At 37.8% G+C, this 16,994-nt stretch carries 12 protein-coding genes; 5 read left to right on the top strand and 7 right to left on the bottom strand.

The window, feature by feature from the left end; all coding sequences use genetic code 11:
- Positions 1–266: 266 nt before the first annotated feature.
- Positions 267–3,062 (top strand): bifunctional aconitate hydratase 2/2-methylisocitrate dehydratase, encoded by a 2,796-nt coding sequence (locus ACSLUO_RS05715; RefSeq protein WP_448246976.1) that lies wholly within the window; start codon positions 267–269, stop codon positions 3,060–3,062.
- A 167-nt stretch (positions 3,063–3,229) separates the two neighbouring features.
- Here the strand turns inward: ACSLUO_RS05715 and ACSLUO_RS05710 are convergent, their stop codons facing one another.
- Positions 3,230–3,616 carry a hypothetical protein gene (locus ACSLUO_RS05710; protein ID WP_448246975.1) on the bottom strand — a complete coding sequence of 129 codons (387 nt, stop codon included), beginning with the start codon at positions 3,614–3,616 and terminating at the stop codon, positions 3,230–3,232.
- Positions 3,617–3,855: 239 nt separating this feature from the next.
- Between ACSLUO_RS05710 and ACSLUO_RS05705 the strand changes: the two genes are divergently transcribed.
- The 3 genes from ACSLUO_RS05705 (at position 3,856) to ACSLUO_RS05695 (ending at position 7,298) form a co-directional block, all read left to right on the top strand.
- Positions 3,856–4,425, top strand: coding sequence for a hypothetical protein (locus ACSLUO_RS05705; protein ID WP_448246974.1), 570 nt, complete (start codon positions 3,856–3,858; stop codon positions 4,423–4,425).
- Positions 4,426–4,464: 39 nt separating this feature from the next.
- Positions 4,465–5,163 (top strand): DUF2982 domain-containing protein, encoded by a 699-nt coding sequence (locus ACSLUO_RS05700; protein WP_448246972.1) that lies wholly within the window; start codon positions 4,465–4,467, stop codon positions 5,161–5,163.
- Positions 5,164–5,411: 248 nt separating this feature from the next.
- Positions 5,412–7,298, top strand: a complete 1,887-nt coding sequence (locus ACSLUO_RS05695) for a hypothetical protein (RefSeq protein ID WP_448246971.1) — start codon at positions 5,412–5,414, stop codon at positions 7,296–7,298.
- A 350-nt stretch (positions 7,299–7,648) separates the two neighbouring features.
- Here the strand turns inward: ACSLUO_RS05695 and lpdA are convergent, their stop codons facing one another.
- The 4 genes from lpdA to pdhR form a co-directional block, all read right to left on the bottom strand.
- Complete coding sequence (lpdA, locus tag ACSLUO_RS05690; protein WP_448246970.1) at positions 7,649–9,079, bottom strand: dihydrolipoyl dehydrogenase; 1,431 nt, start codon at positions 9,077–9,079, stop codon at positions 7,649–7,651.
- A 116-nt stretch (positions 9,080–9,195) separates the two neighbouring features.
- Complete coding sequence (aceF, locus tag ACSLUO_RS05685) at positions 9,196–11,187, bottom strand: pyruvate dehydrogenase complex dihydrolipoyllysine-residue acetyltransferase (protein ID WP_448246968.1); 1,992 nt, start codon at positions 11,185–11,187, stop codon at positions 9,196–9,198.
- A 28-nt stretch (positions 11,188–11,215) separates the two neighbouring features.
- Entirely contained in the window at positions 11,216–13,891 is a 2,676-nt protein-coding gene (aceE, locus tag ACSLUO_RS05680; RefSeq protein ID WP_448246967.1) for a pyruvate dehydrogenase (acetyl-transferring), homodimeric type, read from the bottom strand.
- Between the two features lie 107 nt (positions 13,892–13,998).
- Positions 13,999–14,760: a pyruvate dehydrogenase complex transcriptional repressor PdhR gene (gene pdhR, locus ACSLUO_RS05675; RefSeq protein WP_448246965.1), complete on the bottom strand. Its 762-nt coding sequence runs from the start codon at positions 14,758–14,760 to the stop codon at positions 13,999–14,001.
- A 379-nt stretch (positions 14,761–15,139) separates the two neighbouring features.
- Between pdhR and ACSLUO_RS05670 the strand changes: the two genes are divergently transcribed.
- Positions 15,140–15,265, top strand: a complete 126-nt coding sequence (locus ACSLUO_RS05670) for a hypothetical protein (protein ID WP_448246963.1) — start codon at positions 15,140–15,142, stop codon at positions 15,263–15,265.
- A 182-nt stretch (positions 15,266–15,447) separates the two neighbouring features.
- Here ACSLUO_RS05670 and ampE read toward each other — a convergent pair whose 3' ends face one another.
- Together ampE and ampD are read right to left on the bottom strand one after the other, a co-directional pair.
- Positions 15,448–16,287: a regulatory signaling modulator protein AmpE gene (ampE, locus tag ACSLUO_RS05665; RefSeq protein WP_448246961.1), complete on the bottom strand. Its 840-nt coding sequence runs from the start codon at positions 16,285–16,287 to the stop codon at positions 15,448–15,450.
- Positions 16,288–16,376: 89 nt separating this feature from the next.
- Positions 16,377–16,943 (bottom strand): 1,6-anhydro-N-acetylmuramyl-L-alanine amidase AmpD, encoded by a 567-nt coding sequence (ampD, locus tag ACSLUO_RS05660; RefSeq protein ID WP_448246960.1) that lies wholly within the window; start codon positions 16,941–16,943, stop codon positions 16,377–16,379.
- Between the last annotated feature and the right edge of the window lie 51 nt (positions 16,944–16,994).

Raw genomic sequence — 16,994 nt, 5'->3', positions numbered from 1 at the left:
GGTAATATCTTTCAAAGCCAAAAAAACGCAGGTTAAAACAAACCAATAAAAAATAATTACAGATCAATCAATACAGCCGCTATAATTAGCTTTTTATAATCTATAAGTGTTATGAATAATGCTTATTTAATCAAATGATTCGAAGTATATAGAGAATCAGGTAAACTAAGCCCAAATTTGTCCCTGCTAATTACCGTTTAATTACCGTATGATTAGCAAATTGTTAGCATATTATTAGCACATTAATTAGCTAGAGAGAGTATCGAATGAGTCTGTATTTAGAATATTTAGCAGAAATTGAAAGTCGCAAAAATGATCTAGGATTGGCCCCTCTGCCAATTGATAACGCTGAATTATTAGCTGAGATTATTACGCAGATCAAAGAGCCTGGAAATGCGCATCGCGAAGAATCACTAAACTTCTTCATTTATAACACCTTACCTGGTACAACAAGTGCTGCTGGTGCAAAAGCAGCATTCTTAAAAGAAATTATTTTAGGCCAAGAAACGGTTGCTGAAATTAGCCCAGAGTTTGCCTTTGAATTGCTTTCTCACATGAAAGGTGGTCCTTCAATTGAAGCGCTACTTGATTTAGCGTTAAGTGATGACGCTACTGTTTCAGTACCTGCCGCTGCCGTATTAAAAACTCAAGTATTTTTATACGACGCAGACACGGCACGTTTAGAAGCTGCTTATAAAGCCGGTAATGCGATTGCAAAAGACATTTTAGAAAGCTACGCCAACGCAGAGTTCTTTACTAAATTGCCTGATATTGCAGAAAAAATTGAAGTAGTTACTTACATTGCTGGTGAAGGTGATATTTCAACTGACTTATTATCGCCAGGTAACCAAGCTCACTCACGTGCTGACCGTGAATTACACGGTAAGTGTATGATCACTCCTGAAGCACAACAAGAAATCGTTGAATTACAGAAGAAACATCCAAACGCTAAAGTAATGCTAATTGCTGAAAAAGGCACCATGGGTGTTGGTTCTTCACGTATGTCTGGTGTGAATAACGTAGCACTTTGGGCGGGTAAACAAGCAAGCCCATACGTACCATTCATTAACATTGCACCAGTTGTAGCAGGTACTAACGGTATTGCACCAATCTTCTTAACGACAGTTGATGTAACTGGTGGTATTGGTCTTGACCTTAAAAACTGGGTGAAGAAAGTAGACGCTGACGGTAATACAGTAACTGATGCAAATGGCGATGCCGTATTAGAAGAAGCATACTCAGTAGCAACTGGCACAGTATTAACTATCGATACTAAAGCGAAAAAACTATACAACGGCGATAAAGAGTTAGTTGATGTATCTTCTGCCTTTACACCGCAAAAAGTTGAATTCATGAAAGCCGGTGGTTCATACGCTGTTACTTTTGGTAAAAAATTACAAACATTTGCCGCAGAAACATTAGGTGTTGACGCTCCAGCTGTTTATGCTCCTTCAAAAGAAATTTCACATGAAGGACAAGGTTTAACAGCGGTTGAGAAAATATTTAACCGTAATGCTGTTGGTGTTAAATCTGAAACATCACTACACGCTGGCTCTAACGTTCGCGTTAAAGTAAACATTGTTGGTTCACAAGATACAACTGGCCCTATGACCTGTCAGGAATTAGAAGCCATGGCTGCTTCTACTATTTCGCCATTAGTTGACGGTGCTTACCAATCAGGTTGTCATACCGCATCAGTGTGGGATAGCAAAGCGAAAGCAAACATTCCTAAGTTAATGTCATTCATGAACAAGTTTGGTCTAATCACAGCCCGTGATCCAAAAGGCGTTTACCACGCAATGACTGACGTTATTCATAAAGTATTAAACGACATTACCGTTGATGATCGTTCGATTATCATCGGTGGTGACTCTCATACGCGTATGTCTAAAGGTGTCGCGTTTGGTGCTGACTCAGGTACTGTTGCTATTGCACTTGCCACAGGTGAATCAGCAATGCCAATTCCAGAGTCTGTTAAAGTAACGTTTAAAGGCAACATGGCAAGCCACATGGACTTCCGTGATGTGGTACATGCAACGCAAGCACAAATGCTTAAGCAATTTGGCGGTGAGAACGTATTCCAAGGTCGTATTATTGAAGTGCACATTGGTACGCTTATGGCTGACCAAGCATTTACTTTCACCGATTGGTCGGCAGAAATGAAAGCAAAAGCTTCTATCTGTATTTCAAACGACGAAACCTTAGTAAAATCAATTGAACTTGCTAAGAGCCGTATCCAAATCATGATCGACAAAGGTATGGACAACGAAGCAGGCATGTTAGCTGGCTTAATTAAATTAGCTGACGAGCGTATTGCAGGTATCAAGTCTGGTGAAGAGCCAGCATTATCACCTGATGATAACGCTAAATACTATGCCGAAGTTGAAATTGACTTAGACACTATCATTGAGCCAATGATTGCTGATCCAGACGTAAACAACGAAGATGTATCTAAGCGTTATACCCATGATGTGATCCGCCCTGTTTCATTCTACAACAACAAGCCAGTTGATTTAGGTTTTGTTGGTTCTTGTATGGTTCACAAAGGTGATATGCAAATCATCGCGCAAATGTTACGTAACATTGAAAAACAAAATGGTACTGTTTCATTTAAAGCACCATTAGTTGTTGCGCCACCAACATATAACATTGTTGATGAGTTAAAAGCTGAAGGTGACTGGGAAGTATTAGAGAAATACTCAGGTTTTGTTTTTGACGATGCTAACCCTAAAGGTGCTGCTCGTACTAAGTACGAAAACATCCTTTACTTAGAACGCCCTGGTTGTAACCTATGTATGGGTAACCAAGAAAAAGCTGAACCTGGTGACACCGTAATCGCAACATCTACCCGTTTATTCCAAGGTCGTGTTGTAGCTGATAGCAGTGAGAAAAAAGGTGAATCTTTATTAGGTTCTACCCCGTTAGTTGTACTTTCTACCGTATTAGGTCGTTTCCCAACATTGGAAGAATACACCGCAGCGGTTGAAGGTATTGACCTTACACGTTTTGCTCCACCGACAGAAGAAATGAGCACTAAGTTCATTCCGGTTAAAGTGGTATAATAAACAAGCCATTTAACAGCGCTTTGGTTTAATACTTTAGCGCTGAAATAAAAAGGGGTACGTAATAAATACGTAACCCTTTTTTTTATTTGTAATCTTTGTAACTTAACTTAAAACCAATATTTAAGCCCAATAACTAAAGTATATCGGTTAATTTTAGTTGAGATTTACTTATTCTTATCTGCAGCAGATTTAACTGGTGTCTCACCACTTGGGCACTCCACATTCGCTGCTAGCTTCGACATGATCATATTAGGAAACGAACGTTTATGATCGTAACTTTCCACGCCTTTTAATACTTCAATTTTAAAACCATAACTTTGACAAAGTCTTAAAGAACGACGCATTAAAAAGGTCGCTAATCGGCTAAAATTGGTTTTATCATTCGGAATAATTTCAATATGATAAATATTGTCACTGATTAAGGTTTCACTAAATTGTAAGTTATGATCAAAGTCCCATTGCGACTCACCATTATTTAGCTCCGCCTGTTGAGCACAACTCGTTAAAAACATCATCAAGAAACAAAATACTACCTTTGCACACTGAGCCATCATTCATCCTACAACACAAATAAAACGCTTAAGCTTTAAATAACAATATAGCACGTTAAATAAAGGGTAACTGTGTATTAATGGGAAGAATTGTTAAATTAAATTACCGACCAAAAATCACGCCATAGCCTTGTACACAATAATTTAAATTCGTTAATTAATAAAAATAAGGTATTTTTTTCACACAATTATTAATTCTTAACTAACCTTAAGATTATATTTTTAACAAGGAATGTACGATGAATTTATCAAATGGCTCAACAGCAACCAAGCCTGACTTAGACTGGAGTCAGCTAAAAGAAACTATCTTAATGCTTAATCTAGCGGTTGCTCAAATAGATCAATCAATGAACGATGGGAATTCATCCGTAGAAACGCTGTCTAAATCATTCACAGGCCTTGCTACGAACTTAAGCGATATTCAAGCAACCATTCCCAAATTAACCGCTGAAGATGATAACTCTCAGAAAATAAAACATATCATTCAAGGAGCAACAATTACTGCAACTGACAAAGTACAAACCGCTATTGTTGCTTTTCAATTTTACGATAAACTAACGCAACGGTTAGATCATGTCAGCAATAGTTTGGCTTCACTAACGGAATTAATCGCTAATCCAAATGCGTTATATTCGCCCTTAGAGTGGCAAAAATTACAAACGGAGATACGTAGCAAATATACTATGGAAGCGGAAAAACAAATGTTCGACAAAGTGATTTCCGGCGTACCCATTGCCATAGCCTTAGAAGAATTTAATAATGAAAAACAAAATACTCAGCTTGATGAGGATGATATTGAATTATTTTGAAACTGCGGCATACTCCCATAATAAAACTATCTACTTAAATTGATCACTGAGTTGCCAACCCCTGAAATAAAAATTAAAGCACAAGCCAAGCATCATGCCTATAGCTTAATGTTACTTGGCTTATTGTCATTAGCTTTGATAATCCTATTAGCACAGCATTATTGGTTAGAAGCCAAATTAGTACTGATATTTTTAGTATTGGTATCCTTAGTCGTTATTTTTATTGGTTTTATTAAACGCCTCGAACCTGAAACTAGTTTTCTAATAACACCTCAATGGATACGGTATCTGCATAAATATGGTGTTTGGCAAATAGCATGGCCTGATATAGCACGTATTGCCCAAGTTACTGAAACCACTTTCTTAGAACGAATTGAACTTCCATACGTCGGTATAAAGTTAAATAGCTTGAACGCTATTGTCGCTAATATTTCACCTCGTTTAGCCAGTAGGTTAATTCATGAGCAGCGACCGCTTATTCATTTTTGTTTACAACATCGTTTATTAACCATGGATCAAGTTATTATTAACTTCACGCCATTTAAGCTAGAGGGTAAGACAATAAAAGGCCCTGTCGCCGCTTTTTTACATCAAACAACCATTTTACAACAAGCGCTAGGCTATCACCTCTACATTCCTGAAAGCGCTATTGATAGACCTTGTCAGGCGTTCGTAAGCTTATTAAATAACTGCCAACGTAACGCTGATAAGTATATTCAACCTAAAACTGAAACATAAAAAGTGAGTAACGTAATGCTAGAAGCGCTCAGGACGAATCCGAAGGGCAACATTTGTATGGCCTTTCTACTACGTTATCGCTCTAGCTTCATCTGCAAATTCATTCTATAAACTTATAAAGACACTAAAGGTCAACACACTTTAAATCTGTAAATTAAAGCTTTAACACTTTGTAAAGTAATTAAATTTAAGTAAAATCACGAAAACTAAAAAAGGTATAAAATATTTAAACTACACAGGAGTGTTACATGTCGTTTGATTACGGTTCAATAGATTTAGGACTTAAAAACCCTTTTAAAAAAGAAGGTTACGTCACTGCAATAAGAGGGGTTATTCAAACAATCCTTGGTTTATATTTATTAATAACAGCCTCAAGCCTTGTTAAAGATGATGCTGGTAGTGGTTGGATTTTAGTTGTTTTTGGTTTGTTATTATTTGCCGGAGGCATTCGTGCTTTAGGTCTCGGAATCTATGCCACTATGCGATATTTTGTTGGAAGAAATCACCCAACATCGCTTGCCAAAAATTACAGTAAGTCCGAACGTAGTACCGCCCAAGAAGAAAGTAATTACCTTGCCTATACAGCAAACTCCATAGAAGAAATGTTATTTGGTAGAAAAAACAGTACTTTTGTCGAACCACATGGCTTTCTTGCTCGTTTGTTACATAGTTTTATACCTAAACTACTTTTTATGCCGTATCCCATTAGAAATATGGCACAAAATTTATTTTCCGCTTGGGTTAAAACAATAACAGCATTAATTGCCTACGCGTTTGTTGCTTTTGTTTCTTTAGCAGGGTTTGCTGGAGAAATAGGTGAACTAGCCTTTCCAATATATTCAGCTTGTTTAATGCTTTATTTATTATTAGTGTGGCGTGATTCTGGTAAACCTATATCTAGAGGATCGGAAAAAAGCATTCAATCTTTAGGAAATGGCAGCATTGTTAAAGTGGTTGTTATTTCTTTGTTTTTACCTGTACTAGTAGGTTTAATTCTGAAATGGACTATTTCATCTGCACATATCACAAAACAACAACTTAACTTATGGATAAGTAACCTTCCTGATCTACACACAGGTTTATATTTATTTACTATTTTCTTATTAGCTGTTGCATCAAGCGCTATTGTATTTTTTATGTTAAAGCAACGCCTAAAGCATGTAACTCCTGTGACAGAAGTATCTGAACTAAGAGAAAACTGGCAAGAGTCTATTCATCCAAATGAAATTTTTATCAATCTTGATAATTTAGTTATGGCTAACCGCCGTTACAAAGAAGTACCAAACCGTGTTTACCGTGAATTAGACCCTCAACTTGAAGAACAAATAGATGGTAAAGGTGGCTTTAGAGGTGAAATGATCCAAGAAATACAACCTAAAATTAAAGAAATTAAGTTAGGTGAAAACTTTAATAAAGCACGTTTAATAAGCTTATTAGGAGGTAACCTTCTATTTATTATTGCTATGTTTACGACCTTATTTTTGGCTTACGCCTTTGTTGAAATTTATCAATTTATAGTATCTCTTGAAGTAAATTCAGTGGGAGATATCATAGAAAATGAAATTTTAACCTCACTATCTCCAGTATTGATAAACGCATTACATTTGTTTTTGATAGGTTATTTATTAAAATCGTTTGCCCAACTATTAACAAATAATGCGCACTTATTTTTTGCTGAAATGCAATTTGAATCTCTATTAATTTATTTTAAATGTGAAGGGACTTTTACAGAATCTAAAATATCAACTGGAACGAGTATTCACGACAGCACACGTTCTGAAAATACCTTAGTAAGAAGCAGCATCACACCATGGATCATTGTTTCACGCATTGTTACAAGTACTTTTGCCGCCACAGGTATGAGAAACCTCGAACACCCACGTATTATTCTAGAAATGCACAAAAGCGATAACGATCTAAACGCTATCAAACAAGATGTTATTTCTTTTCTAAAAGACCGAGAGTCAATTGCGGCTATTACCAGTGAACGAGACTTAGGTAACGCTTCTCAAATTCATCAGTTAAATAAAGAAACACGTGCCATACCAACTCAACATCGTATAGAACAAGATGAAGATGCTGCTGGTTACTTACGAAAAGAAACAGAGTTAACCATAGAGCAAGAAAAAGAATAACAATGTCAGCAGTTATTTAGCGGTAATTGGTTTATTAGGCTACTCCAAAAAGCAAGTTTAAATACTTATTGCCGCTGAATAAATTGGTAAAAAAGCTACCATAAAGCAACTGGTTATCTCGAATTCAGGTTAAATAATAATACTTGTCCGTATAAGAAAGTGCTCACTTAGCGAGAATTTAAAGGCTTAGTTTTGTTGGTTCTAATGCCGCCCATAACGTTCTATGTAAGCACTTATTTATACTGAATGGTATAAATGGTTTTGTTTTTAATTAACATAAAGCCTTCTAAAATAAAAAACCAGCTTGAATAAGCTGGTTTTTATTTTCAATAATTAAACCGTTAAGCTAATTATTTCTTTTTCTTTACTGCTTTAGCATTTGGTAAATCAGTGATTGAACCTTCAAAGATTTCAGCCGCTAAACCAATTGACTCGTTTAACGTTGGGTGTGCATGAATGGTTAAACCAACATCTTCAGCATCTGCGCCCATTTCAACCGCTAAACAAACTTCACCAAGCATTTCACCAGCATTGATACCAACAATAGCACCACCTAAAACACGGCCAGTTTCTTTTTCGAAGATCATCTTCGTTTTACCTTCGGTACGTGCAGAAGCAATCGCACGGCCAGAAGCAGCCCAAGGGAAGTTAGCAACTTCAATGTTTAAACCTTGCTCTTTAGCTTCACGCTCTGTGATACCAACCCAAGCCATTTCTGGATCAGTATAAGCAATTGAAGGAATACAACGTGGGTCGAATACGTGTTTTTTACCAGAGATAACTTCGGCAGCAACATGTGCTTCATGTACCGCTTTGTGAGCAAGCATAGGTTGACCAACAACATCACCGATAGCGAAGATGTGGTTAACGTTAGTACGTAATTCGTTAGATACGTTGATAAAACCACGCTCGTCTACGTTTACGCCAGCTTTTTCTGCGTCAATTAATTTACCGTTAGGCTTACGACCAACAGCAACTAAGATCTTGTCGTAACGTACTTGCCCTTCTGGGGCATTTTTACCTTCGAAAGTAACGTATAAACCGTCATCTTTAGCATCAACAGCAACAACTTTCGTTGACAACATAATGTTGAACTTTTTCTTGTTGTAGTTAGTGTATACTTTCACAATATCAGCGTCAGCAGCAGGCACTAATTGGTCTGCAAACTCAACTACAGACACGTTAGAACCTAAGGCATTGTAAACAGTACCCATTTCTAAACCAATGATACCACCACCCAATACTAACATTTCACCAGGAACGTCTTTAAGTTCTAAAGCGCCTGTTGAATCAATAACACGTGGGTCATCTTTAGGAATAAATGGCAAATCAACCACTGAAGAACCAGCAGCAATAATGGCATTATCAAAAGTAATGGTAGTCGTTTTACCGTCGTTACCTACTACTTCAACTGTTTTGTCTGACGTAAATTTACCGTAACCATAAACTGTATTTACTTTACGTGCTTTAGCCATACCGCCTAAACCGCCAGTTAACTGAGCGATTACGCTTTCTTTCCAAGAGCGGATTTTATCTAAATCGATTTGTGGTGCGCCAAAAGTCACCCCGTGAGAAGCCATTTCTGCTGCATCATCAATAACTTTAGCTACGTGTAATAAAGCTTTTGATGGGATACAACCCACGTTTAAACAAACACCACCAAGTGTTTCACGGCTTTCTACTAATACAACATCTAAACCTAAATCTGCTGCACGGAACGCTGCTGAATAACCACCAGGGCCTGCACCTAATACTACTACTTGAGTTTTAATTTCGCTCATGTGAACCTCAAATTGTTCTATTTGTAACAGCTTATACTTTGACAAACTGCGGATAAATTCTAAATTACTTATCTAAAAAGAAAGCCGGTAACATTTCAATGCTACCGACTTTTTCATTAAAGTACTAATCTACGTAAATCAGTTAAGTTTGCCGCGATCTCAGTAGAGAATGCTGCACCTTCAGCACCATCGATAACACGATGGTCGTAAGATAAAGATAATGGCACCATTAAACGAGGTACAAATTCTTTACCATTCCACTTAGGCTTCATTTCTGATTTAGATACACCCAAAATACCAACTTCTGGCGCATTAACGATTGGTGTAAATGCTGTACCACCAATACCACCTAAGCTAGAAATAGTAAATGTACCACCTGACATGTCAGCAGCCTTTAACTTGCCGTCACGTGCTTTCTTAGAAATCACAATTAATTCTTGTGAAAGCTCTTCAATGCCTTTTTTGTTCACATCTTTAATTACAGGAACAACTAAGCCACCTGGCGTTGCTACCGCAATACCAATGTTGATGAACTTCTTAAGAATTAAGCTAGCACCATCTTCAGATAACGAAGAGTTCATGTTAGGGAATTTCTCTAACGCACGTGCTACCGCTTTCATCACGAATACAAGTGGCGTAATTTTTAAGCCAGTTTGCTTTTTAGCATGATAAGCATTTTGCTCTTTACGGAAATCTTCAACATCAGTGATATCCGCTTCATCAAATTGGGTAACATGTGGAATAGTTGCCCAGTTACGATGTAAGAACGGACCAGAAATCTTCTGAATACGACCTAACGCTAACTCTTCAACTTCACCAAACTTGCTATGGTCAACAGGCTTAACCGGAACAATTTGTAATACGTTGTCACCAACAATAGCATTACCACCCGCCGCAGCTTTAGGTGCCGCTAATGCCGCTTTAACATAAGCTTGAACATCTTCTTTTAAGATACGACCTTTACGACCCGTACCTTTTACTAACGTTAAATCAACACCAAATTCACGACCTAAACGACGAATTGATGGTGAAGCAAAAATAGGACCTGTTGATTTAAAGTCACTTGGTGTTGCTGGCACTGGATCCGCTTTAGCTGGTGCAGGAGCCGCCGGAGCACTTGCTACTGGCGCTGCAGGAGCTTGAGCCGCAGGAGCCGCTGCAACAGGTGCAGAACCTTTAGTTTCAAGCTTAATAACAACAGTGCCTTGTTTAACTTTATCACCGTTAGCAATGTAAACTTCTTTTACGGTACCAGCATGAGTTGATGGTACATCCATTGTCGCTTTATCAGTTTCAAGCGTAATTAAACCGTCTTCGGCATCAATCACATCACCAATTGAAACTAATACGTCAATAACGTCAACTTCGCCATCTTCGCCAATATCAGGAACCGCAACTTCAATAATTTCACTTGCTGTAGCCGCTACTGCTGCAGGTGCAGGCGCAGCTTCAGCAGTAGCTGCTGCTACCGGTGCCGCTTCTACGGCAGGAGCTTCAGCTACTGGTGCTGGTGCGCTACCCGCAGTTTCAAGCTTGATAACAACAGAGCCTTGCTTAACTTTATCGCCAGTAGCAATATAAACTTCTTTTACTGTTCCGGCATGTGTTGATGGTACATCCATGGTAGCTTTGTCTGTTTCTAACGTAATTAAACCATCTTCTTGTTCAATCACGTCGCCAACAGCAACTAACACATCAATAACTTCAACTTCACCATCTTCGCCAATATCTGGTACAGCAATTTCAATAACTTCACTTGCCGAAGCCACTGGAGCTGGTGCTGCAGCCGGAGCCGCAACAGGTGCTTCAACAGCAGGCGCTTCTGCTACAGGTGCCGCTGGTGCTTCTTCAGCAACTGGCGCGCTTGCGCCCTCTGCTTGAATTTCACCAATAACATCACCTTCTTTAATTTTGTCGCCAACATTAACCGATAAGCTAGTTAACTTACCGGCAAATGGGGCTGGAATGTCCATTGACGCTTTATCAGTTTCAACGGTAACAATTCCTTCATCAGCTTCTAATGTGTCACCAACAGCAACACAAATTTCAATGATTTCAACTTCTTCGCCACCTACATCAGGGACTAGGATTTTTTGAATATCAGACATATCTTTGATTCCTTATCTAGCCACTAAATTAAGCGTAAAGTGGGTTAAGTTTATCAGTGTTGATGTTAAAACGTTTAATCGCTTCAGTTACCACACTCTTCTCAACTTCACCACGTTGCGCTAGCTCATATAATGAAGCAACAACAACATAAGCTGCATTAACTTCAAAATGTGTGCGTAAGTTTGCACGGCTGTCACTGCGACCAAAGCCGTCTGTTCCTAAACAGCGGTAGTCTGTGTCGATAAAGGCACGAACTTGATCTGAATATGATTTAACGTAATCAGTTGCAGCAATCGCTGGACCTGCATCTTTAGTGATAACAGTACCAATGTGAGCTGTTTTTGGCGTAGCTTCAGGGTTAAGCATGTTCCAACGAACCACTTCTTGACCTTCACGGGCTAATTCATTGAATGAAGTTACCGAGTAAACATCAGAAGATACATTGTAGTCTTCACTTAAAATTTGAGCCGCTTTACGTACTTCATTTAAGATTGTACCTGACCCCATTAATTGAACGTTAGACTTCGCTTTTTTCGCTTCAACACGTTCTAACTTGTAAATACCTTTAATGATATCAGCTGCTACATCATCACCTTCAGGCATAGCTGGGTGTTGGTAGTTTTCGTTCATTAAGGTTAAGTAGTAGAAAACGTTTTCGTTTTCACCGTACATACGACGTAAACCGTCTTGTACAATAACCGCTACTTCATAACCATAAGTTGGATCGTAAGTCACACAGTTAGGAATAAGGTTAGCTTGTACATGAGAATGACCATCCTGATGTTGTAAGCCTTCACCGTTAAGTGTTGTACGACCAGCAGTAGCACCTAATAAGAAACCACGTGCTTGGCTATCACCCGCTGCCCATGCTAAATCACCAACACGTTGGAAACCAAACATTGAGTAGTAGATGTAGAAAGGAATCGTAGTTGCGTTACAAGTAGAGTAAGACGTACCCGAAGCTACCCATGACGCCATAGCACCTAATTCGTTAATACCTTCTTGTAATACTTGGCCTTTTTTATCTTCACGATAATAAGCAACTTGATCAGCATCTTGAGGAACGTATTTTTGTCCTTCACTTGCATAAATACCTACTTGGCGGAATAAACCTTCCATACCAAAAGTACGTGCTTCATCAGGAATAATAGGAACGATACGCTTACCGATCTTCTTATCTTTTAATAAGGCATTTAATACACGAACAAAAGTCATGGTAGAAGAAACTTCACGCTCACCTGAACCTTTTAAAATCGCATCAAATGCTTTTAATTCAGGAATTTCTAACTGTTCTTCAGCTTGTTCACGACGTTGAGGTAATGAACCACCTAATGCTTCACGACGCTCTTTCATGTACTTGTATTCAACACTATCTTCGTCAAACTTGTAATAAGGTAAGTTTGGAATATCTGCATCAGCTACCGGAATGTTAAAACGATCACGGAATTGTTTGATTGAATCAACATCCATTTTCTTAACGTTATGAGCAATGTTTAATGCTTCACCAGAAGCACCTAAACCAAAACCTTTAACTGTTTTAGCAAGGATTACTGTCGGACGACCTTTAGTGTCCATCGCTTTTTGGTAAGCAGCAAAAACCTTAACTGGATCATGACCACCACGGTTTAAGCGGTAGATGTCTTCATCAGACATGTTAGCAACTAATGCCGCTGTTTCAGGGTACTTATTGAAGAAGTTTTCACGGGTGTATTTACCACCTTTTGCTTTACAGTTTTGGTATTCACCATCTACTGTTTCACTCATCAATTGTAAAAGTTTACCTGAGGTATCACGTGCAATAAGAGCATCCCAGTAAGAACCCCAAATAACTTTACATACTTCCCAGCCTGCGCCACGGAATGTACCTTCAAGTTCTTGGATGATTTTACCGTTACCACGTACTGGGCCATCTAAACGTTGTAAGTTACAGTTGATAACAAAACATAAGTTATCTAAACCTTCACGAGATGCTAAACCAATAGCACCTAATGATTCTGGCTCATCCGTTTCACCGTCACCTAAGTAACAATAAACACGTTGGCCTGAACAATCTTTAATACCACGGTCAGTTAAGTACTTTAAGAAACGAGCAGTATAAATCGCTTGTAATGGACCTAAGCCCATAGAAACCGTTGGGAACTGCCAGTAATCTTTCATTAAATGCGGATGCGGGTATGAAGATAAACCATTGCCATCACATTCTTGACGGAAGTTATTTAACTGCTCTTCAGTTAAGCTACCTTCAACAAATGAACGGGCATAAATACCTGGAGAAATATGGCCTTGAGAGAAAATAAAATCACCACCGTGCTCTGCCGTTGGCGCTTTAAAGAAATGGTTAAAACCAACATCATATAACATTGCAGAAGAAGCAAAACTACCGATGTGACCACCAAGCTCTAAATCTTTTTTAGACGCTCGTAATACGATCATTAATGCATTCCAACGAATTGCTGCACGAATACGCGCTTCAATTGTTTGATCACCAGGCATTTTTGGCTCTTGTGATGGTGGAATAGTATTTACATAGGCTGTTTTCGCATCAAATGGTAAATGAGTACCACTGCGACGAGCTTGATCAATTAATTTTTCTAATAGGAAATGTGCACGTTCTGGACCTTCGTTTTCCAAAACGGCTTCCAAAGATTCTAGCCATTCCTGCGTTTCGGCTGAATCTAAATCGATATTAGGGAGCTCAGACATAATTTACTTAGTCTCCAATGTTGTTTTATGTAATTTATAATGATTAAAAATAAAAACGACTTATTAATAACCCTGTACTTAACCTATGAACAAATAAAACTAATTATTTACTCATATCGTTGCATACGACGAATAGAACGCTGCATTGAGCTTTGTTCTTCTGACTGCAACAATAATACTTCTTCAACAAATGTTAAGTGGCTGTGGCTCTCGCTCCACGCCTTTTGAGGCTTACCACTTAAAATTGCTTTTAATAATTTTTTTCGATAATCCGCCATTTTATCGAACATTTCAGGGCGCTTGGCTAATATAGAAATATTCTGGGCTAAATTATCAATAAATAAACTCGCCATACTCTTCACTAAATGCTGAATAACCGCATTTTGTGAAGCAGTACAAATAGCCATAAAAAATTCAAATACCGCTTCGGCTTCAATTTGCACATTATTTTCTAACTGTGCTAATCCTATCGCTTCATACTTAGCTTGTACTTGCGCTAAATCAACCTTAGTGCCTCGCATAGCCGCATAATAGGCTGCCATGCCTTCAACACCTAACCGAAACTCTAATAAATCAAATTGGCTATCAATATTTTTAGACATCAAATCAAACAATGGATCTGATAAGCCACCTAACGCATTATCACAAACAAACGTGCCACCACCTTGTTTACGAATCACTAACCCTTTGGCTTCTAATTTTTGTATCGCTTCTCTTAAAGAAGGACGTGATACTTCAAATTGTTTAGCTAATTCGCGTTCTGGTGGTAATTGTTCTCCTGCCTTTAAGTTACCGGCAACAATCATTTCTTCAAGTTGCACTAAGATAATGTCTGATAACTTAGGTTGTTTTACAGGTCTATTAACCATTTTAGTTCCGTGCCATGTGCTGCTTATCAGCAATTAAAACAAGGTAATACCTCAAATTTACGAAAAATCAGCTCGTGACTAATTGGTAAATTGGTCTTACCTTTGTGTTTTTTCAGCCCCTTAACTTAACAAAAAGATCGACCAGTGTAAAATTTTTAACAAAATTAATCGTTATTTACTGACATTATCTGATCGATAACTAAACAAAAACACGTCAAAAAACACAACCCAAAAACAAAGGTCTTACCAATTAATGCGTACAAAATAATTAACAAATGAGGATAAGTAATAGCAGAAATATTAAAAAGTGAGAACTAGGGTCTGTTAATTTTTGTTTATATTTTCAGCAATAGGCTATTTTAAGTGATAGCAAAGCAGAATGAGCGTTGTTTGGTTATTCCAAATGAGTGAAATTCTAATGCAGCTAGCGCAAAAAATAGCCATTGCCCTGTGGGCTGAGGCTAAAATCGCTTTACTCGGCGTTAAAAATTATTGGTTTAGATGACTAAACGACATAATTTCAGCCTTGATTAAAACGATTTTATCTCTCAGCTGAATTATTAAACAAAGATAGACAGACCCTAATTAAGAAGTATGAAATTAAATCGCCAGCGGTTAAAGCTAATCGCTGGTGATTACTATTGGTGACTAATATTGGTGACTACTACTGGTAAGTAATACAAATAGCTAATGAATAACACCAGTAATCGTTAATATGGCAATAATAGCCAATAATAACATTAACGACCTTTTGGCTAATCTAACTAACAAACAAGGCTCGGCTGTACAGTCATTTTCATCTACTTGAAAATCTTCTGATTGTTTTGCAACTTTATTTAACACCATAAAAGGCTGCTCAACAAAATCAAAACAGGTTTCTAGCCAAACCGATAATGCTTTTGAAAAATTACCCACCAACATATAACAAAAAGAAACTAGACGAACCATTGGCCATTCTAGCCAAAATAATAATTTAGCGAGTTGCTGCTGAGCAATACCATCCACAGTTTCATCTTCACTTGCTTGATAATCGACTACTGCAATTAAAAAGCGGTAAAAAACAACCGCTGGCAAACCAAAAAGCACAAATAAAATCATAATGGCAATATAATAACGAAAGTTTAACCAAACTAGCGCTTGGCCTAAACCGATATCCGGTAAGTTTTTTTCGGCAATTAATTGCTGGTAATGCGTATCACAAGTAGTTAATTCACCACGAAAAGCGGCTTGTAAATAACCTTTATAAGCTGAACGTGTAAATTTACAACCGATACAAATCAATAACACAACACATGAAAGCAGTAATTCAAAAATACTACCTTGTACAAAAAGCGCAGCTAAAAATACGGCAAAAGCTGGAATCACCACCAACAAAGCCGCACTAATAATATTATCAACCGGCGTTTTAATTAACTTACTCTGTTTAACAGCCTTTACAAATTCTTGAAAATAAAAAGAGAATTGCCACACTTTCGACGACATACTACGTTCAACCGCCAAAGCAAATAACAAACTTAATAAACTCATATTCCAACCTATGTTTATGCTTAAAAATAAGCACCAATTTTTATTATAGAAGTATAGTTTAACAATATTAGGAACTGTTACTGTTACAATTAATCCTGTTTTATTAAACTTTTGTAATATTGCCAATCAAAAGCTTCGCCCGGATCGGTTTTTCGTTCCGGCGCAATATCGCAATGTCCTGCTATATTATCAGCTAATTTAGGATAAGTATTTATCAAACAGTTAGTTAGCTTAGCTAATTGTTGATATTGTGCATCAGTATAAGCTAACTCATCTGTACCTTCTAGCTCAATACCAATAGAGAAATCATTACAGCGGTCTTGTCCCTGATAACAAGAAACCCCCGCATGCCATGCCATATCATTAAACGACACATACTGCACAATATGGCCTGCCCGCGTTATCAAACAATGGGCGGAAACTCTCAGCTCAGCAATTTCAGCAAAATAAGGGTGTTCATCAACTGCTAACTTTCCTAAGAAAAAATCCGTTATATAAGCACCACCAAACTGCCCTGGTGGTAACGATATATTATGAATGACCAATAACCGAATGTCGGCTGCTTCAGGACGAGGTGAAAAATGCGGTGATTTTTGCTGTTCTGCTGATAACAACCAGCCATTATCAATTTTTAATACCGACTTTACTAAAGACATAGTTTTAATAAACACATAATATAGAAACATTATTGAAATTTGGTATGATTT

Source organism: Thalassotalea agariperforans (genome assembly GCF_053470345.1).
Note: the sequence above shows the minus strand (reverse complement) of the source record. Positions and strands in the feature narration are given on the sequence as shown.

Excerpts from the sequence above, each read along its gene's own strand:
- ampE (WP_448246961.1), bottom strand. The coding sequence starts at position 16,287 with ATGAGTTTATTAAGTTTGTTATTTGCTTTGGCGGTTGAACGTAGTATG.
- ampD (WP_448246960.1), bottom strand. The coding sequence starts at position 16,943 with ATGTCTTTAGTAAAGTCGGTATTAAAAATTGATAATGGCTGGTTGTTA.
- aceF (WP_448246968.1), bottom strand. The coding sequence starts at position 11,187 with ATGTCTGATATTCAAAAAATCCTAGTCCCTGATGTAGGTGGCGAAGAA.
- ACSLUO_RS05710 (WP_448246975.1), bottom strand. The coding sequence starts at position 3,616 with ATGGCTCAGTGTGCAAAGGTAGTATTTTGTTTCTTGATGATGTTTTTA.
- ACSLUO_RS05705 (WP_448246974.1), top strand. The coding sequence starts at position 3,856 with ATGAATTTATCAAATGGCTCAACAGCAACCAAGCCTGACTTAGACTGG.
- aceE (WP_448246967.1), bottom strand. The coding sequence starts at position 13,891 with ATGTCTGAGCTCCCTAATATCGATTTAGATTCAGCCGAAACGCAGGAA.
- lpdA (WP_448246970.1), bottom strand. The coding sequence starts at position 9,079 with ATGAGCGAAATTAAAACTCAAGTAGTAGTATTAGGTGCAGGCCCTGGT.
- ACSLUO_RS05695 (WP_448246971.1), top strand. The coding sequence starts at position 5,412 with ATGTCGTTTGATTACGGTTCAATAGATTTAGGACTTAAAAACCCTTTT.
- ACSLUO_RS05670 (WP_448246963.1), top strand. The coding sequence starts at position 15,140 with ATGAGCGTTGTTTGGTTATTCCAAATGAGTGAAATTCTAATGCAGCTA.
- pdhR (WP_448246965.1), bottom strand. The coding sequence starts at position 14,760 with ATGGTTAATAGACCTGTAAAACAACCTAAGTTATCAGACATTATCTTA.
- ACSLUO_RS05715 (WP_448246976.1), top strand. The coding sequence starts at position 267 with ATGAGTCTGTATTTAGAATATTTAGCAGAAATTGAAAGTCGCAAAAAT.